This is a genomic window from Undibacterium sp. 14-3-2 (genome assembly GCF_016595265.1).
GTDB classification, from domain to species: Bacteria; Pseudomonadota; Gammaproteobacteria; order Burkholderiales; family Burkholderiaceae_D; genus Undibacterium; species Undibacterium aquatile.
The window spans coordinates 570314-584863 of record NZ_JAENGS010000002.1 but is presented as its reverse complement, the minus strand read 5'-3'; the positions used below and the strand labels follow the sequence as shown (position 1 = coordinate 584863).

Annotated in this window: 18 protein-coding genes; 14 read left to right on the top strand and 4 right to left on the bottom strand. The window is 48.0% G+C overall.

Going from position 1 to position 14550, the window contains the following annotated elements; translation table 11 throughout:
* Positions 1-173 precede the first annotated feature (173 nt).
* From Undi14_RS07130 to Undi14_RS07120, 3 genes are read left to right on the top strand one after another with little or no spacing between them, the layout of a single operon-like run.
* Positions 174-536, top strand: coding sequence for a hypothetical protein (locus Undi14_RS07130; protein ID WP_186882871.1), 363 nt, complete (start codon positions 174-176; stop codon positions 534-536).
* Between the two features lie 29 nt (positions 537-565).
* Positions 566-1531 carry a homoserine kinase gene (locus tag Undi14_RS07125; RefSeq protein ID WP_200178975.1) on the top strand — a complete coding sequence of 322 codons (966 nt, stop codon included), beginning with the start codon at positions 566-568 and terminating at the stop codon, positions 1529-1531.
* A complete protein-coding gene (locus tag Undi14_RS07120) occupies positions 1528-2301 on the top strand; it encodes a BPSS1780 family membrane protein (protein WP_200178974.1) in 774 nt (257 codons plus the stop codon). Before Undi14_RS07125 ends, Undi14_RS07120 begins: the two co-directional genes overlap by 4 nt.
* Here Undi14_RS07120 and Undi14_RS07115 read toward each other — a convergent pair.
* On the bottom strand, positions 2292-2747 hold the full coding sequence (locus Undi14_RS07115; protein WP_200178973.1) for an OsmC family protein: 456 nt from the start codon (positions 2745-2747) through the stop codon (positions 2292-2294). The genes Undi14_RS07120 and Undi14_RS07115 overlap by 10 nt on opposite strands.
* Positions 2748-3038: 291 nt before the next feature.
* Between Undi14_RS07115 and rplM the strand changes: the two genes are divergently transcribed.
* The 11 genes from rplM to Undi14_RS07060 all read left to right on the top strand — a co-directional run bounded on the left by rplM (position 3039) and on the right by Undi14_RS07060 (position 11687).
* Positions 3039-3467 carry a 50S ribosomal protein L13 gene (gene rplM, locus Undi14_RS07110; protein ID WP_186882875.1) on the top strand — a complete coding sequence of 143 codons (429 nt, stop codon included), beginning with the start codon at positions 3039-3041 and terminating at the stop codon, positions 3465-3467.
* Positions 3468-3476: 9 nt separating this feature from the next.
* Positions 3477-3869 (top strand): 30S ribosomal protein S9, encoded by a 393-nt coding sequence (gene rpsI, locus Undi14_RS07105; RefSeq protein WP_162039944.1) that lies wholly within the window; start codon positions 3477-3479, stop codon positions 3867-3869.
* A 149-nt stretch (positions 3870-4018) separates the two neighbouring features.
* Complete coding sequence (gene argC / locus Undi14_RS07100) at positions 4019-5056, top strand: N-acetyl-gamma-glutamyl-phosphate reductase (RefSeq protein WP_200178972.1); 1038 nt, start codon at positions 4019-4021, stop codon at positions 5054-5056.
* Positions 5057-5063: 7 nt separating this feature from the next.
* Positions 5064-5789 (top strand): DUF6776 family protein, encoded by a 726-nt coding sequence (locus tag Undi14_RS07095; protein ID WP_190479058.1) that lies wholly within the window; start codon positions 5064-5066, stop codon positions 5787-5789.
* Positions 5790-5867: 78 nt separating this feature from the next.
* On the top strand, positions 5868-6260 hold the full coding sequence (locus Undi14_RS07090) for a polymer-forming cytoskeletal protein (RefSeq protein ID WP_200178971.1): 393 nt from the start codon (positions 5868-5870) through the stop codon (positions 6258-6260).
* 50 nt (positions 6261-6310) lie between these two features.
* The gene (gene erpA / locus Undi14_RS07085) at positions 6311-6661 is read left to right on the top strand and encodes an iron-sulfur cluster insertion protein ErpA (RefSeq protein WP_186882879.1); all 351 of its coding nucleotides are present in this window, start codon (positions 6311-6313) and stop codon (positions 6659-6661) included.
* Between the two features lie 140 nt (positions 6662-6801).
* Positions 6802-8289, top strand: coding sequence for an FAD-linked oxidase C-terminal domain-containing protein (locus tag Undi14_RS07080; RefSeq protein ID WP_200178970.1), 1488 nt, complete (start codon positions 6802-6804; stop codon positions 8287-8289).
* Between the two features lie 33 nt (positions 8290-8322).
* On the top strand, positions 8323-9387 hold the full coding sequence (glcE, locus tag Undi14_RS07075; protein WP_200178967.1) for a glycolate oxidase subunit GlcE: 1065 nt from the start codon (positions 8323-8325) through the stop codon (positions 9385-9387).
* A 6-nt stretch (positions 9388-9393) separates the two neighbouring features.
* On the top strand, positions 9394-10623 hold the full coding sequence (gene glcF, locus Undi14_RS07070) for a glycolate oxidase subunit GlcF (RefSeq protein WP_200178966.1): 1230 nt from the start codon (positions 9394-9396) through the stop codon (positions 10621-10623).
* A 9-nt stretch (positions 10624-10632) separates the two neighbouring features.
* Positions 10633-10965, top strand: coding sequence for a CidA/LrgA family protein (locus tag Undi14_RS07065; RefSeq protein ID WP_200178965.1), 333 nt, complete (start codon positions 10633-10635; stop codon positions 10963-10965).
* The gene (locus Undi14_RS07060) at positions 10962-11687 is read left to right on the top strand and encodes an LrgB family protein (RefSeq protein WP_200178964.1); all 726 of its coding nucleotides are present in this window, start codon (positions 10962-10964) and stop codon (positions 11685-11687) included. The genes Undi14_RS07065 and Undi14_RS07060 overlap by 4 nt, the downstream gene beginning before the upstream one ends.
* Before the next feature lie 40 nt (positions 11688-11727).
* Here Undi14_RS07060 and Undi14_RS07055 read toward each other — a convergent pair whose 3' ends face one another.
* From Undi14_RS07055 to Undi14_RS07045, 3 genes are read right to left on the bottom strand one after another with little or no spacing between them, the layout of a single operon-like run.
* Positions 11728-12213, bottom strand: coding sequence for a glutathione peroxidase (locus Undi14_RS07055; protein ID WP_186882885.1), 486 nt, complete (start codon positions 12211-12213; stop codon positions 11728-11730).
* A gap of 2 nt (positions 12214-12215) precedes the next feature.
* Complete coding sequence (locus Undi14_RS07050; protein WP_186882886.1) at positions 12216-13352, bottom strand: PilT/PilU family type 4a pilus ATPase; 1137 nt, start codon at positions 13350-13352, stop codon at positions 12216-12218.
* 24 nt (positions 13353-13376) lie between these two features.
* Positions 13377-14420 carry a type IV pilus twitching motility protein PilT gene (locus tag Undi14_RS07045; protein WP_186882887.1) on the bottom strand — a complete coding sequence of 348 codons (1044 nt, stop codon included), beginning with the start codon at positions 14418-14420 and terminating at the stop codon, positions 13377-13379.
* Positions 14421-14550: the final 130 nt, after the last annotated feature.

The following is a 14550-nucleotide window of genomic DNA, read 5'->3' as shown; positions in this document are numbered from 1 at the left end:
GACTCCTTTTTTTTTATCGAATCTGGAACCGTATATTCTCTGTCAGTGAGAGCACTGCTTTGTTACAATGTCCGCCAGTTCAAGCCAATTGGATATTAACCATGAAAAAAATGTCGAAAATCCTGTCAGGAGTTCTTTCTGGCCTCTTCTTGTTGAGTTTCGCAGGAGTAGTGTTGGCTCAGACGCAAAAGCCCGACCAGGCGCCACCTAAGCTGGATAAATTGGAAGACGGCGCAGCAGATCCTTCATTATCTGTAGGCAAACCTGAACCAAAGAATAAAGTAACTGAGAAACGCAATAATGCTGGCAAAGTCACTGAAGTTCAGGTGAAGTCGGGCAAAAGTAATTACACCTTAAAAGCGGATCCTGAAGTCGGTAATGCTCCCAAAGGTACCGTTCAGGGAAATGCAAACCGGGCGCCGCAGTGGACTATTCTCGAATTCGGCGGAAAAAAAGAAAGCAAAGAAATCGAGCAGCCGCCTGTATTGCCACCAGCTCCAGCGCAGGCCGTACCAGCCAGTGCTACAGGTAAGTAAGTTTTCTATTCTATTTTTGCGATATCACAATGGCAGTTTTTACCTCAGTCACACTCGACGACCTCAGTTCCTGGATAAAACAATTCCCGTTGGGAAAAGCGCTGGCAATTAAAGGGATTGCATCTGGAATTGAAAATAGTAATTTTTTTATTACGACAGAAACCGGTGAGTATGTTCTGACGATTTTTGAAAATCTGACTTTCGAGCAATTACCGTTTTACCTGAAGTTAATGCGCCATCTCGCCGATAGGGGAGTATCGGTACCCGCACCTGTTGCGAATATCGATGGCGAGTTGGTGACAGCTTTACACGGAAAGCCTGCCTCTATTGTAAGCAAGTTAGAAGGGTCATCGCAGATGCATCCTGAACCCGTGCATTGTGCCGCAGTCGGTGCGATGCTTGCGCTCATGCATCTTGCTGGAAAAGACTTTCCCTTATATCAGGAAAATCTACGTTCTTTGAACTGGTGGCATGAAACTACGCCGAAAGTTCTTCCTTTTCTTTCTGAAGAACTGCGACATCTGTTGTGCGCGGAGGTGCATTATCAGGATGCCTTTGACAGCACGCCAATCTATCGTGCTTTGCCAAGAGGGCCTGTCCATGCGGATTTGTTCCGTAATAACGTCATGTTTGACGGCGAAAAGCTAACAGGCTTTTTTGATTTTTATTTTGCGGGCTGCGATGCCTGGATTTTCGATGTTGCCGTGACCGTGAATGATTGGTGCATCGATACTGCAACTGGTGAGTTGGATGTTGCGCGGGTAAGGGCTTTGTTAAATGCTTATCATCTGGTGCGGCCGTTTACTCCTGAAGAGTCGATTGCCTGGAAGCCGATGTTGCGGGCAGCTGCTCTGCGTTTTTGGCTATCCCGCTTGTATGACTACTACCAACCACGAGATGCAGAAATGCTGACGCCGCATGATCCCGCACACTTTGAACGGATTTTACGTTTGCGCGAATCTTTGCCTGTCCCCCCTTTAACAAGTGATTTATGAATTCAGTACCAGCTTCAACGGGGTGGGTATGGGTTAAACGTGGTTTTGCCCTGTTTCGCCAGCAACCTGCAGAAATGTTGACACTCTTTTTTGCATATATGTTTTTTAACATGGGAATTAGCTTAGTGCCATTTATCGGCCGCTTTTTGCCTCTGGTGTTAATTCCCGTATTTGCCATGAGCTTTATGCAGGCTTGCCGCCTGATTGAGAATGGTGTGCGGGTGAAACCGACTGTGTTGCTTGTGGGTTTTCGTTCTGAATTCTTTTTACGTTTATTCGCTTTGGGTTGCCTATACCTGCTGGCCATTTCCGGCGCAGCATTGATCTCGCAACTTTTTGACGATGGTGCCTTATTCGAGTTTATTTCCAGTGAAAAGCCAGTTGATCCTAAGGATTTACCTCAAGGGCGTCTGTTTTTAGGAATGTTGATGGCGGTACTCGCCTTTTTGCCGGCTTTGATGGCTTTCTGGTTTGCCGGGCCGTTAATTATGTGGCGCGGGATGTCCGTACCAAAAGCGCTGTTTTACAGTTTTTTTTCGGTAAAACGTGCCGCCAAGGCGTTTTTGATTTACGCACTTTTCTGGTTCCTCATTTCAGGATTATTGCCAGCCATTTTTGTTGAGATCTTAGCGCTGGTCACAGGCAGCACCGGTTTTGTCGTGTTGTTGATGATGCCTGTTCTGGCTTTATTGACGACGATCAGGTATTGCACGTTTTATCCGACGTATCTGGATATTTTTGAGCAACCTGAAGAGCCCGTTCATCCCTGAGTATCGTGCTCGGAAGGTATCTCAGCATCTTCAATGATTTCATAGCTATGCGTTATCTGAGCCGTTTTTTCAAGCATGATAGACGCAGAGCAGTATTTTTCATGTGAAAGCTTGATTGCGCGTTCGACCAGATTAGCTTTTAACTGACGTCCACGAACGGTGAAGTGAAAGTTGATTTTGGTAAAAACTTTAGGTTCTGTCTCAGCTCGTTCCGCGCTGAGCTTTAGATCGCAGCCACGTATATCTTGTTTGCTCTTGCGTAAAATTAATACGACATCGTAGGCCGTGCATCCGCCCGTACCCAATAACACCATTTCCATCGGGCGTGGCGCCAGATTGTGACCACCACCTTCCGGTGCACCATCCATTAAAACTGCATGGCCTGAGCCAGTTTCTGCCAAAAAAGACATGCCAGATAAGCCTGTCCAGCGTACGGTAGCTTCCATTTATTCCTCGTTATGATGTGATCTAAGTCGTTAGAGATTTTACTGCATATGATTCTGGCGAATCGGAGAGCCTGCATCAAATTATTATTTATTTAAAAATATATTTGCCGATCTGCTTTGGAAATTTATGGAAATTTTGCTTAAAATTTAAACAGTTCTTGCACTAACTCCTTGAAAACCCTATAATTTCCGATTCTCAATTTGCCCGACTGAGATTTTAACAAGGGAGAGTCTGCCAGATCATAGGCAGAACCACCAAAAAAGGGCGTATTTAACTTTTTAGGATTCAACATGAAAACCTTTTCCGCTAAGGGCCATGAGGTTCAGCGCGACTGGTTCGTGATTGACGCGACAGATAAAGTACTCGGACGTGTTGCCAGCGAAGTGGCACTCCGTTTACGCGGCAAACATAAACCAGAATTTACTCCACACGTAGACACAGGCGATTTTATCGTTGTTGTTAATGCAGGCAAACTGCGCGTGACCGGCACTAAAGCTCTGAACAAAACATACTACCGTCACACTGGTTATCCAGGCGGTATCTATGAAACAAATTTCACGAAAATGCAACAGCGTTTTCCAGGTCGTGCACTCGAGAAAGCAGTTAAAGGCATGTTGCCTAAAGGCCCACTCGGCTATGCAATGATCAAGAAGCTGAAAGTATATGCAGATGCAACACATCCGCACGCAGCTCAGCAACCACAAGTACTCGACATCTAAGGATTAGCCATGATCGGTAATTACAACTACGGAACTGGCCGTCGCAAGAGCGCAGTTGCTCGCGTATTCCTGAAATCCGGCAGCGGCAAGATCGTTGTCAACGGCAAACCAGCTAACGAGTACTTCTCTCGTGAAACTGGCCTGATGGTCATCCGTCAACCTCTGGAACTGACTAATAATCTCGAGACATTCGATATTATGGTTAACGTTCACGGTGGCGGTGAATCTGGCCAATCCGGTGCAGTTCGTCACGGTATCACTCGTGCGCTGATCGACTACGATGCAACTTTGAAATCTGAATTGTCCAAAGCTGGCTTCGTTACTCGTGACGCTCGTGAAGTTGAACGTAAAAAAGTTGGTCTGCGCAAAGCACGTCGCGCAAAACAATTCTCCAAGCGTTAATTTTTTATCGCTGGCAGGAATTGCTACAAAAAGCCGCCTCCGGGCGGCTTTTTGCTTTTGTGTGCTGATTGCGGATGAGTTCCGTGAAGTGCGTTTTGAGATGAGCGACTGCTGTTAAAATAGCGGAAAATTTCTTGCAAGGAACCTCAATGATTAAAGTTGGAATAGTAGGTGGCACGGGTTACACCGGGATTGAGTTATTGCGTTTGCTGGCAATGCATCCAGCAGTGGAACTGACGGCAATTACTTCGCGTAAAGAGGATGGCTTACCTGTGGCAGACATGTATCCATCACTACGTGGGCGTGTTAACCTGGCATTCTCTTCGCCTGATAAAGCAAAGCTGACGAAGTGTGATGTCGTTTTTTTTGCGACACCTCATGGTGTTGCTATGGCGCAAGCGCAGGAATTGTTGATGGCTGGCGTCAAGGTAATTGACCTTGCCGCAGATTTCCGGATGCAAGATGTTGCGCAGTTCGAGAAATGGTATGGCATTCCACACACGTGTCCTGATGTGCTGAGCGAAGCTGTTTATGGTTTGCCTGAGCTGAATCGTGATGCGATCAAAACCGCACGAGTTATTGGTAATCCGGGATGTTATCCAACGACCATGCAATTGGGTTTCTATCCATTATTGAAGGCGGGAATTGTTGATGCAACGGATTTGATTGCTGATTGCAAATCCGGAGTGTCAGGTGCCGGACGTAAGGCTGAAATCGGAATTTTGTTTTCCGAGGCGAGCGACACATTCAAGGCTTACGGCGTTTCAGGCCATCGCCATACACCGGAGACAGTAGAACAATTACAGCGTATGACTGAGCAAAAAGTGGGACTGTTATTCACTCCTCACCTTGTTCCGATGGTACGCGGTATGCACTCGACTTTGTATGCTCGCCTGAACACCGATATCAGTAATGACGAATTACAGGCTTTGTTTGAAAGTACCTACAAAGATGAGCCATTCGTTGACGTTATGCCATTTGGCTCTCATCCGGAAACACGTTCTACCCGCGCTTCCAATATGCTGCGTATTGCGTTGCACCGCCCAAATAATGGCAAAACTGTGATTGTTCTTGTAGTGCAGGATAACCTTGTAAAAGGTGCATCCGGGCAGGCTGTGCAGTGTATGAATCTGATGTTTGGATTGGATGAAGTAACAGGATTGCAGCATATTCCTGTTTTGCCGTAATTCATTCATGGCAAAGAAACGACTTTGGCAACGACGCCATCTGGCGTCGAAAATGACCATTACGCATCAACAGCCGTGGCCGCTCCGGCTGGCCATGCTGGCATTGGTCATTGCACTGACCTCTGCTGTCGCATGGTGGACCTATGATCTTGGAAAGAGCTTTGCATTCGGCACAAAGTTTAATCTGAATCAGATGCAATCACTTGAAACACAGGTAAAAGAGCTGACAGCTGAGCGCGATAAGTTGTTACTGGAAGCAAACACGATAGAAAGTAAGCAGAACATTGATCGTTCCATGCAGAAAGAGCTGACGGATCAGATCAAAGCACTGACCGCAGAAAATCAAAAGCTGAAAGATGATCTGGCTTTTTTTGAAGGCGTGATGCCCTCAACGACTGGGAATGATGGTATTACCGTTCAGAATCTGAAGATAGAAATGCTCGCGCCCGGCCAATTGCGTTATCGTGCTCTGGTGATGCAAGGCGTAAAAAATGGCAGAGATTTTAATGGTGAATTACAATTTTTATTAGGTTTGGTGCAGGCAGGTAAACCTGCTACGATGTATTTTCCTGATCCCAAATCGGGCGAAGCTGGTAAATTGAAATTATCGTTTAGACATTACCAGCGATTGGAGGGAGTCATTACTCTTCCAGACGGGGCGGTTGCCAAAAATGTCCAGGTAAAAGTGTTAGACCGGGGGCAAGTCCGCGCTCAACAAGCGGTTAATTTATAAACCAGCATCAATTATTTCTGAGTTGGATGATGAAGCTCATGAATATTTTTGATCTATGTCCTGAAAAGGAATTCTTTCATGTTCAGTCGTAAAACCAAAAGCACTATCGATAGCCTTATTGGATCCACTACAAGAATTGAAGGCGATCTGCATTTCAAAGGTGGCTTGCGCATTGATGGACGTATTCGTGGCAACGTTATTGCTGATACTGAGTCATTGAGCATGCTGGTCATTTCAGAGCAGGCCGTTATTGATGGTGAAGTAAGGGCGGCACACATCGTCGTGAATGGTGTGATTAACGGGCCAGTGTTTTCAACCGAACTGTTAGAGTTGCAGCCTAAGGCAAAAATTTCTGGCGACGTTCACTACAAAACTCTGGAGATGCTCAGTGGTGCTCTGGTATCCGGTAAACTCACGCATGATCTTGCTCAAGAGCCTGCAACTCTGAAACTTGCAGCGTCCAATGCATAGTTCCGGAGTCGGGACTATAATGAGAACATCTTAGATCCAAGGAGCAAAAAATGAATGCTGTAGCCGAAATGCCAACACCAATCAATTTCACAGAAAGCGCAGCTGCAAAAGTTGCTCAGTTGATTGAAGAAGAGGGTAATCCTGATTTGAAATTACGCGTTTTTGTACAAGGTGGCGGATGTTCAGGTTTTCAATACGGTTTTACGTTCGATGAAATCACGAATGAAGACGACACCACCATGACAAAAAATGGTGTGCAGTTGTTGATCGATTCTATGAGTTATCAGTATCTGGTGGGCGCTGAAATCGATTATAAAGACGATCTGGAAGGTGCACAGTTTGTGATTAAAAATCCTAATGCCTCCACCACTTGTGGTTGCGGATCTTCATTCTCCGTGTAAGCACCCTGAATGCTAAAAAAAGGACGCTGTGGCGTCCTTTTTTTATGTCCTGAAAAAAATTCAGTCAGTAAAGTTTAAAGTATTCATCCCAGATACATCAAAGCTGATTACACTGACAAAAAAACAGATGGGGTAAAGCGATGGAGCAAAACAGTTCAAATGATTTGTATGGCGGACGGCAGCAGGAAGTCGTAAAGGCGCTGCGTCAGGTATTGCCCGGGCATTGTGTCTTGCATCATGAAGAAGATGTTCGCCCATATGAGTGTGATGGTCTGGCAGCCTACCGCCAGTTGCCCATGATCGTTTGTCTGCCGGAAAATGAATCACAGATTATCGCTGTGATGGAAGTTTGCCGCCGTTTGAATGTTCCTATCGTACCGCGTGGCGCTGGAACTGGCTTATCTGGCGGCGCGATGCCGATTGCCGATGGTGTCGTGTTATCCACCGCCAAATTCAATAAAATTCTGAAAGTGGATGCTTACTCGCGAACGGCTGTGGTTCAACCGGGTGTGCGTAATCTGGCAATCTCGGAAGCTGTATCACCTTTAGGTTTGTATTATGCGCCGGATCCTTCGTCGCAGATTGCCTGCACGATAGGCGGCAACGTAGCGGAAAACTCTGGCGGTGTTCACTGTCTGAAGTATGGTCTGACCGTACACAATGTGCTGCGCGCGCGCGTAGTCACCATTGATGGTGACGTTGTTGAGTTGGGTAGCGAAGCGCTGGATGCTCCGGGATTAGATTTGCTTGCAGTGTTTATCGGCTCAGAAGGAATGCTCGGAATTGTCACCGAGGTGACGGTCAAGCTGGTACCTAAACCGCAGGTAGCCCGCGTCATTATGGCTTCATTTGATGATGTGGTGAAAGGCGGAAATGCGGTCGCAAACGTGATTGCTGCCGGTATTATTCCAGCTGGCCTGGAGATGATGGATAAAACCTCATCGCGCATGGTGGAACCCTTCGTTAAAGCCGGTTACGACATCAATGCGGAAGCGATTTTGCTATGCGAGTCTGACGGCACGACGGAAGAAGTTGAGGAAGAAATCGCTCGTATGTCTGCCGTGCTGGAACAGGCTGGTGCGACGGCAATTGCGGTTTCCCAGAGCGAAGCGGAACGTTTGCGTTTTTGGTCCGGTCGTAAAAATGCGTTTCCCGCAGCGGGACGTATATCGCCGGATTATTACTGCATGGATGGCACGATTCCCCGGAAGCGCTTATCGGAAGTATTGATAGGCATCACCCACATGGAAGAAAAATATGGTTTGCGCTGTGCAAACGTGTTTCATGCCGGTGACGGTAATTTACACCCGTTGATTTTGTTTGATGCGAATCAGGACGGCGAGTTTCTGCGGGCTGAGGCATTCGGTGCGGAGATACTGGAATTATGTGTAACCGTCGGTGGCACGATTACTGGTGAGCATGGTGTCGGTATAGAAAAGATTAACTCCATGTGTGTGCAATTTTCGCGTGAAGAGCTGGATGCTTTTTTTGCGGTGAAGCGTGCATTTGATCCCCATAGTTTGCTGAATCCGGATAAAGCGATACCAAGCTTGCATCGCTGCGCTGAATATGGGCGTATGCATGTGAAACAGGGAAATCTGAAATTTCCAGATTTACCTCGTTTCTGAAAAAAATAAAAAAACGTACAGATGGACACAGTGATGAACAACATAATCGAAGGCTTCCGGGAACGGATATTAAATGCCTCGCAGAACCACCTTCCACTGCAAATCGAAGGTGGTGGCAGTAAGCGTTGGTATGGACAGGCTCCGCAAGGTGACGTACTTGATACCCGGGCGTATTCCGGCATTCTGGCGTATGAACCGACCGAACTGGTATTGACAGCACGCTGCGGTACACCGCTCGCCGAGATCGAGGCACTACTGTCCGAAAACAATCAGATGCTGGCATTCGAGCCGCCGAAATTCAGCGCGACAGCAACCATAGGAGGCATGCTCGCCACCGGTTTGTCAGGTCCGCGCCGTCCGTATGTCGGGGCGGCACGTGATTTTATTCTTGGTGCGACATTGATGGATGGTCACGGACAAGTGCTGGAGTTCGGTGGCCAGGTCATGAAAAATGTTGCCGGCTATGACGTCTCGCGTTTGCTGACAGGCTCCATGGGAACATTAGGTCTGGTGCTGAATATTTCCGTCAAAGTGTTGCCGCGGCCATTTGCGGAAACGACATTGGTATTTGCTTTATCGGAAGCCGATGCGATTCAGAAGATGAATGAGTGGGCTGGGCAGGCATTGCCGTTGTCCGGTAGCTGTTGGCACGTGGGGCGCCTGATGTTGCGACTCTCCGGTGCGGAGGCTGCTGTGCGCGCCGCGAAGCAGCGGTTGGGAGGGGAGGAGATGCAAGATGCCACTTCTGCCTGGAACGATTTGCGTGAACAGACGCATGATTTCTTTTCACAGGATGAGGCGCATGGGTTGTGGCGCTTATCCGTTCCTTCCACCACTGCGCCTTTAGCTCTGACCGGTAAGTCGATGATAGAGTGGGGTGGTGCGCAGCGCTGGTTGTTCAGCGACGAGAGCCCTGCAACGATACGCGCTGCAGCACAAGCTGCTGGCGGTCATGCGACCCTATTCCGTGGCGGTGACAAGAGTATCGGCGTCTTTACGCCCTTATCCGCTCCGCTGGCAAAGATACATCAGCGTCTGAAAGTCGCTTTCGATCCCTCAGGTATTTTTAACCCTGGCCGCCTGTACAAGGATTTTTAATTCGCTATGCAAACTAATCTCGCAGACTTTATTAAGAATACCCGTGAGGGTAAAGAGGCCGATGACATATTGCGCAAATGTGTGCATTGCGGTTTTTGTACAGCGACTTGCCCTACCTATCAATTGCTGGGGGATGAACTCGACGGCCCGCGTGGCCGTATTTATCTGATCAAACAGGTACTTGAAGGAAAAGTCGCCACTGAAAAAACACAGCAACATCTTGACCGCTGCCTGACTTGTCGTAATTGTGAATCGACCTGTCCGTCAGGCGTTCAGTATGGACGCTTGCTGGATATTGGCCGTAAGGTCGTAGAAGAGCAAGTGCCGCGTTCGCTTAAACATAGACTCATCCGGAGCACGCTGAAAACGATGTTGCCGACGCCCTGGATATTTAAACCGGTAATGAGTCTGGGTCAATCCGTGCGGCCATTATTACCCAAAACATTGCAGAATAAGGTTCCGGTAAAACAAGTCGCCGGAGTATGGCCGCAGCAACAGCATGCCCGGAAAATGTTATTGCTGGATGGTTGTGTGCAACCATCGATGTCACCGAACATTAATTATGCGACCGCCCGAGTGTTGAACACCTTAGGTATCGAGTTGATCCGTGCGCCGAAAGCCGGATGTTGTGGCGCTATCCGTCATCACCTGAATGAGCAGGACGCGGCACTGAATGATATGCGCAATAACATTGATGCCTGGTGGCCATATGTAGAGTCTGGTGCCGAAGCCATCCTGATGACCGCATCCGGCTGTGGCGTAACCGTGAAAGAATATGGGCATCTGCTTGCGCATGATGAGGCTTATGCCGAAAAGGCGCAGCGTATCTCTGCTCTGACGCGCGACCTGAGTGAAGTGTTACCTGCATTTGAGACCGCGCTGGTTGGCAGATTACAAGGCAAACTCAAACAGCGCATAGTCTGGCATCCGCCTTGTACTTTGCAGCATGGCCAGCAAATTCGCGGCAAAGTCGAAGGCTTGCTGAAAGCGCTGGGAATTGATGTGCAGATGTGTGCCGACAGCCATTTATGTTGTGGCTCGGCAGGCACCTATTCTGTTTTGCAACCGGAATTGTCTTATCAGTTGCGGGATAAGAAATTGCACAATCTGCTGGCGACAAAACCAGACATGATTTTATCGGCGAACATCGGTTGCCTGACGCATTTGCAATCAGGAACAGATACGCCGGTCAAACACTGGGTCGAATTAATTGATCATGCGTTATCCAGCACCTGAGTCAACATCATGATCCGGACGTTTTTAATACTCCTGATTTTTCAGTGTCTGGGCGAAGGCTTTGTCTTTATGTCGAAAATGCCCGTCCCAGGGCCCGTTATCGGGATGCTGTTACTATTTGGATTTTTGTTGCTGAAAAAAGAGGCTGTTCCCAAACTGATACCAGGCGTGCAGGAGTTACTCCGACATTTGTCCCTGCTGTTTATTCCGGCTGGTGTTGGCATCATGGTGCATGGAAAAACTGTTTTGGATGAATGGATACCGTTGGTCATCGCACTGGTGCTGAGTACCGCGATTTCGATTGTTGTGACAGCCTTGTGTGTAAAGTGGATGTCGCGATGAACGCAAGATTAGCGGACGTGTGGGTTTATCTGGCGGCATCACCTCTGTTGGGGCTGACGGCAACGCTGCTTGCCTATCAGCTTGCCTATGCGATCTATGTCCGATGCAAATTCAGCCCGCTTGCGAATCCGGTCGCGATTGCCGTCGCAATGCTGGTGCTGGTATTAATTGGGACAGATACGTCGTATCAGACCTATTTTTCAGGCGCGCAGTTCGTCCATTTTTTACTGGGTCCGGCGACGGTGGCTTTGGCAGTGCCGCTGTATCAGCAGATGAATAAACTCAGGTCTCAGTGGCGGGCATTTCTGCTTGCCGCCGTGATGGGGAGTGCGTCTGCGATTATCACCGCAATGTTGCTCGCACAATGGTTCGGTGCATCGCATGTGACGGTGTTATCGCTGGCGTCAAAATCGGTAACGATGGCGATTGCTATGGGGATTACGGAAAAAGTCGGTGGCTTACCTTCCCTGACTGCTGCATTGGTCATGCTGACTGGCATACTCGGCGCGATGATGGCGACGGGTATCCTGAATTTTCTGCATATCAAAGATGACAGCGTACGCGGCTTCGCATTAGGCGTGAGTGCGCATGGCATAGGAACTGCCAGAGCTTTTCAGTTAAGTGAGGAAATGGGCGCGTTTGCAGGCCTGGCAATGGGATTGTCGGGGTTACTGACAGCAATATTTTTGCCGCTGGCATTGCAATGGTTGGGGATAATATGATCTTTCCCAACCATACAATGCAACTTAAAATACGACTTATTTATTTTCCGGCGATCAGGTTTTCCACGTCCTGAATAATATCTGCCGGTGCTGTTTGCGGCGCGTAGCGCTTGAATACTGAACCATCTTGCTTAATCAAAAATTTAGTGAAATTCCACTTAATTGCCTGTATGCCCAAAAGACCGGGCGCTTCAGATTTCAGGTGTTGAAACAGTGGATGCGCATTTTTGCCGTTGACATCAATTTTCTCAAACAGAGGAAAAGTAACGCCATAATTTTTTTCGCAGAAACTGCCGATTTCGTCAGCCGTTCCCGGTTCCTGATGGCCGAATTGATTGCATGGAAATCCAAGCACCACCACGCCCTTGTCTTTAAACTGCTGATAGACTGCTTCCAGGCCTTTGTATTGGGGCGTAAAACCGCATTTACTCGCGGTGTTAACGATCAGTACCACTTTTCCCAGATACTGTTTCAGGTCAACTGCTTGTCCCTGCAAATTAGTGACGGTGTAATCAAGTGCGCTCATAGTTAAACGATGCCTAAATGGTGTGTGCCAGCGCTAAGGTCGCGCTCTTTTGACTCTTTACCCTGCAACATGATTGCGAGACGTAATTCGTTCACAGAATCCGCGTTACGCAGTGCATCTTCATAGGTAATTTTGCCGGCTTCATGCAAATCAAATAAATCCTGGTCAAACGTACGCATACCGAGTTCACGTGATTTCTTCATGATTTCTTTGATCTCATGCACTTGGCCTTTGAAGATCAGATCGGAAATCAGTGGTGAGTTCAGCATGATTTCAACTGCGGCGACGCGGCCTTTACGTCCTTTTAACGGTATCAGACGTTGTGAAATGACGGCTTTCAGATTCAGTGATAAATCCATCAATAATTGCGCCCGACGCTCTTCCGGGAAGAAGTTGATGATACGGTCCAGCGCCTGATTTGAACTGTTTGCGTGCAAAGTTGCGAGACATAAGTGGCCGGTCTCTGCAAATGCAATCGCAAAGTCCATAGTTTCACGATCACGGATCTCACCAATCTGAATGACATCAGGTGCCTGACGCAACGAGTTTTTCAGCGCGGCTCCCCAGTCTTCCGTATCGATACCGACTTCCCGCTGTGTCACGATGCAATTCGCATGTGGATGCACATATTCGATAGGGTCTTCAATGGTGATGATATGACCGTAACTGGATTGATTGCGGTGGCCTACCATCGCCGCCAGTGTGGTTGACTTGCCTGAGCCAGTTGCACCGACCATGATCACCAGGCCACGTTTGGTCATCACAACCTCTTTGAGGTTTTCCGGCAAACCCAGGTCTTCTAATTTAGGAATGGCTGTGGTGATTGTCCGCAATACCAGGCCGACACGACCTTGCTGCATAAAGGCGGAGACGCGGAAACGTCCCATGCCTGCAGGATTGATCGCGAAGTTACATTCTTTGGTCGATTCGAATTCAGCTGCCTGCTTATCGTTCATGATAGCGCGAGCCAGATCAACCGTATGTGCCGGTGTCAGTGGCTGGTTTGATACTGGTGTTACTCTGCCGTCGATTTTAAACGCAGGAGGGAAGTCAGCGGTGATGAATAAGTCAGAACCATTTTTACTCAGCATCAGTCTGAGCAGGTCATGCATGAATTTGGTTGCCTGATCGCGTTCCATGTTCGTCTCTTTCTATCTGCTCAATTAACCTGGGAAATTTTCCGGAATTTTCGCTGCCGCACGCGCGGTGCCAACTGAAATTACGTTACGCTTTACCAGATCAGTCAGGTTCTGATCCAAAGTCTGCATACCCATGTTGTTACCGGTTTGTATTGCAGAATACATCTGAGCAATTTTTGCTTCGCGAATCAGATTACGAATCGCGGGTGTACCGATCATAATTTCATGTGCAGCAACGCGTCCTGAGCCATCTTTGACTTTCAGCAGCGTTTGCGAAATCACGGCCTGCAAAGACTCTGACAGCATCGATCTGACCATTTCTTTTTCTTCAGCAGGGAAAACGTCGACAATACGATCTATCGTTTTAGCAGCGGAAGACGTATGCAAGGTGCCGAAAACTAAGTGGCCTGTTTCAGCGGCGGTCAATGCCAGGCGAATTGTTTCAAGATCACGCAACTCGCCGACCAGAATCGCATCCGGATCTTCACGCAAAGCTGAACGCAAGGCGTTATTAAACGACATGGTATGCGGGCCGACTTCACGTTGGTTGATCAGGCATTTTTTTGATTCATGCACAAACTCGATAGGATCTTCGACGGTCAGGATATGTCCATATTCATTCTCATTCAGGTGATTCACCATCCCGGCCAGCGTGGTTGATTTTCCTGAGCCGGTTGGGCCGGTAACCAGAACCAGACCGCGAGGTTTTAAAGCAAGGTCAGCAAAAATACGCGGCGCATTCAATTGTTCCAGCGTTAAAATTTTTGATGGAATCGTACGCATAACGGCAGCCGGGCCGCGTTCCTGATTAAACGCATTCACACGGAAACGTGCCAGTCCCGGAATCGCAAAAGAGAAGTCACACTCCAGAGTTTCTTCGTAAATTTTGCGCTGCGAATCATTCATGATGTCATAGATCAACTCATGTACATCTTTATGCTCCAGTGGCGGCAAATTAATTCGACGCACGTCGCCATGTACCCTTATCATTGGTGGCAGACCCGATGATAAGTGAAGATCGGAGGCGTTATTCTTGACGGAGAACGCAAGCAGTTCAGAAATGTCCATTTATAATTCCGGTAGTTGGTGTACGTCTTTTATGACAATCGCGATAAAGCGGCGACAAAGCGTAGTGCATTTTGCTCTAATAAAGAAGAGCAAGCAAAAAATTGATGAAGTTCCCTACAAAATTTTCTGA

What these genes read in the sequence shown, in the direction of transcription:
- rplM (WP_186882875.1), top strand. Translation starts at nt 3,039, where the DNA reads ATGAAAACCTTTTCCGCTAAGGGCCATGAGGTTCAGCGCGACTGGTTC.
- Undi14_RS07095 (WP_190479058.1), top strand. Translation starts at nt 5,064, where the DNA reads ATGGCAAAGAAACGACTTTGGCAACGACGCCATCTGGCGTCGAAAATG.
- Undi14_RS07125 (WP_200178975.1), top strand. Translation starts at nt 566, where the DNA reads ATGGCAGTTTTTACCTCAGTCACACTCGACGACCTCAGTTCCTGGATA.
- Undi14_RS07065 (WP_200178965.1), top strand. Translation starts at nt 10,633, where the DNA reads ATGATCCGGACGTTTTTAATACTCCTGATTTTTCAGTGTCTGGGCGAA.
- Undi14_RS07050 (WP_186882886.1), bottom strand. Translation starts at nt 13,352, where the DNA reads ATGGAACGCGATCAGGCAACCAAATTCATGCATGACCTGCTCAGACTG.
- rpsI (WP_162039944.1), top strand. Translation starts at nt 3,477, where the DNA reads ATGATCGGTAATTACAACTACGGAACTGGCCGTCGCAAGAGCGCAGTT.
- Undi14_RS07115 (WP_200178973.1), bottom strand. Translation starts at nt 2,747, where the DNA reads ATGGAAGCTACCGTACGCTGGACAGGCTTATCTGGCATGTCTTTTTTG.
- Undi14_RS07090 (WP_200178971.1), top strand. Translation starts at nt 5,868, where the DNA reads ATGTTCAGTCGTAAAACCAAAAGCACTATCGATAGCCTTATTGGATCC.
- erpA (WP_186882879.1), top strand. Translation starts at nt 6,311, where the DNA reads ATGAATGCTGTAGCCGAAATGCCAACACCAATCAATTTCACAGAAAGC.
- Undi14_RS07055 (WP_186882885.1), bottom strand. Translation starts at nt 12,213, where the DNA reads ATGAGCGCACTTGATTACACCGTCACTAATTTGCAGGGACAAGCAGTT.
- glcF (WP_200178966.1), top strand. Translation starts at nt 9,394, where the DNA reads ATGCAAACTAATCTCGCAGACTTTATTAAGAATACCCGTGAGGGTAAA.
- glcE (WP_200178967.1), top strand. Translation starts at nt 8,323, where the DNA reads ATGAACAACATAATCGAAGGCTTCCGGGAACGGATATTAAATGCCTCG.
- Undi14_RS07060 (WP_200178964.1), top strand. Translation starts at nt 10,962, where the DNA reads ATGAACGCAAGATTAGCGGACGTGTGGGTTTATCTGGCGGCATCACCT.
- Undi14_RS07120 (WP_200178974.1), top strand. Translation starts at nt 1,528, where the DNA reads ATGAATTCAGTACCAGCTTCAACGGGGTGGGTATGGGTTAAACGTGGT.
- Undi14_RS07045 (WP_186882887.1), bottom strand. Translation starts at nt 14,420, where the DNA reads ATGGACATTTCTGAACTGCTTGCGTTCTCCGTCAAGAATAACGCCTCC.
- Undi14_RS07080 (WP_200178970.1), top strand. Translation starts at nt 6,802, where the DNA reads ATGGAGCAAAACAGTTCAAATGATTTGTATGGCGGACGGCAGCAGGAA.
- argC (WP_200178972.1), top strand. Translation starts at nt 4,019, where the DNA reads ATGATTAAAGTTGGAATAGTAGGTGGCACGGGTTACACCGGGATTGAG.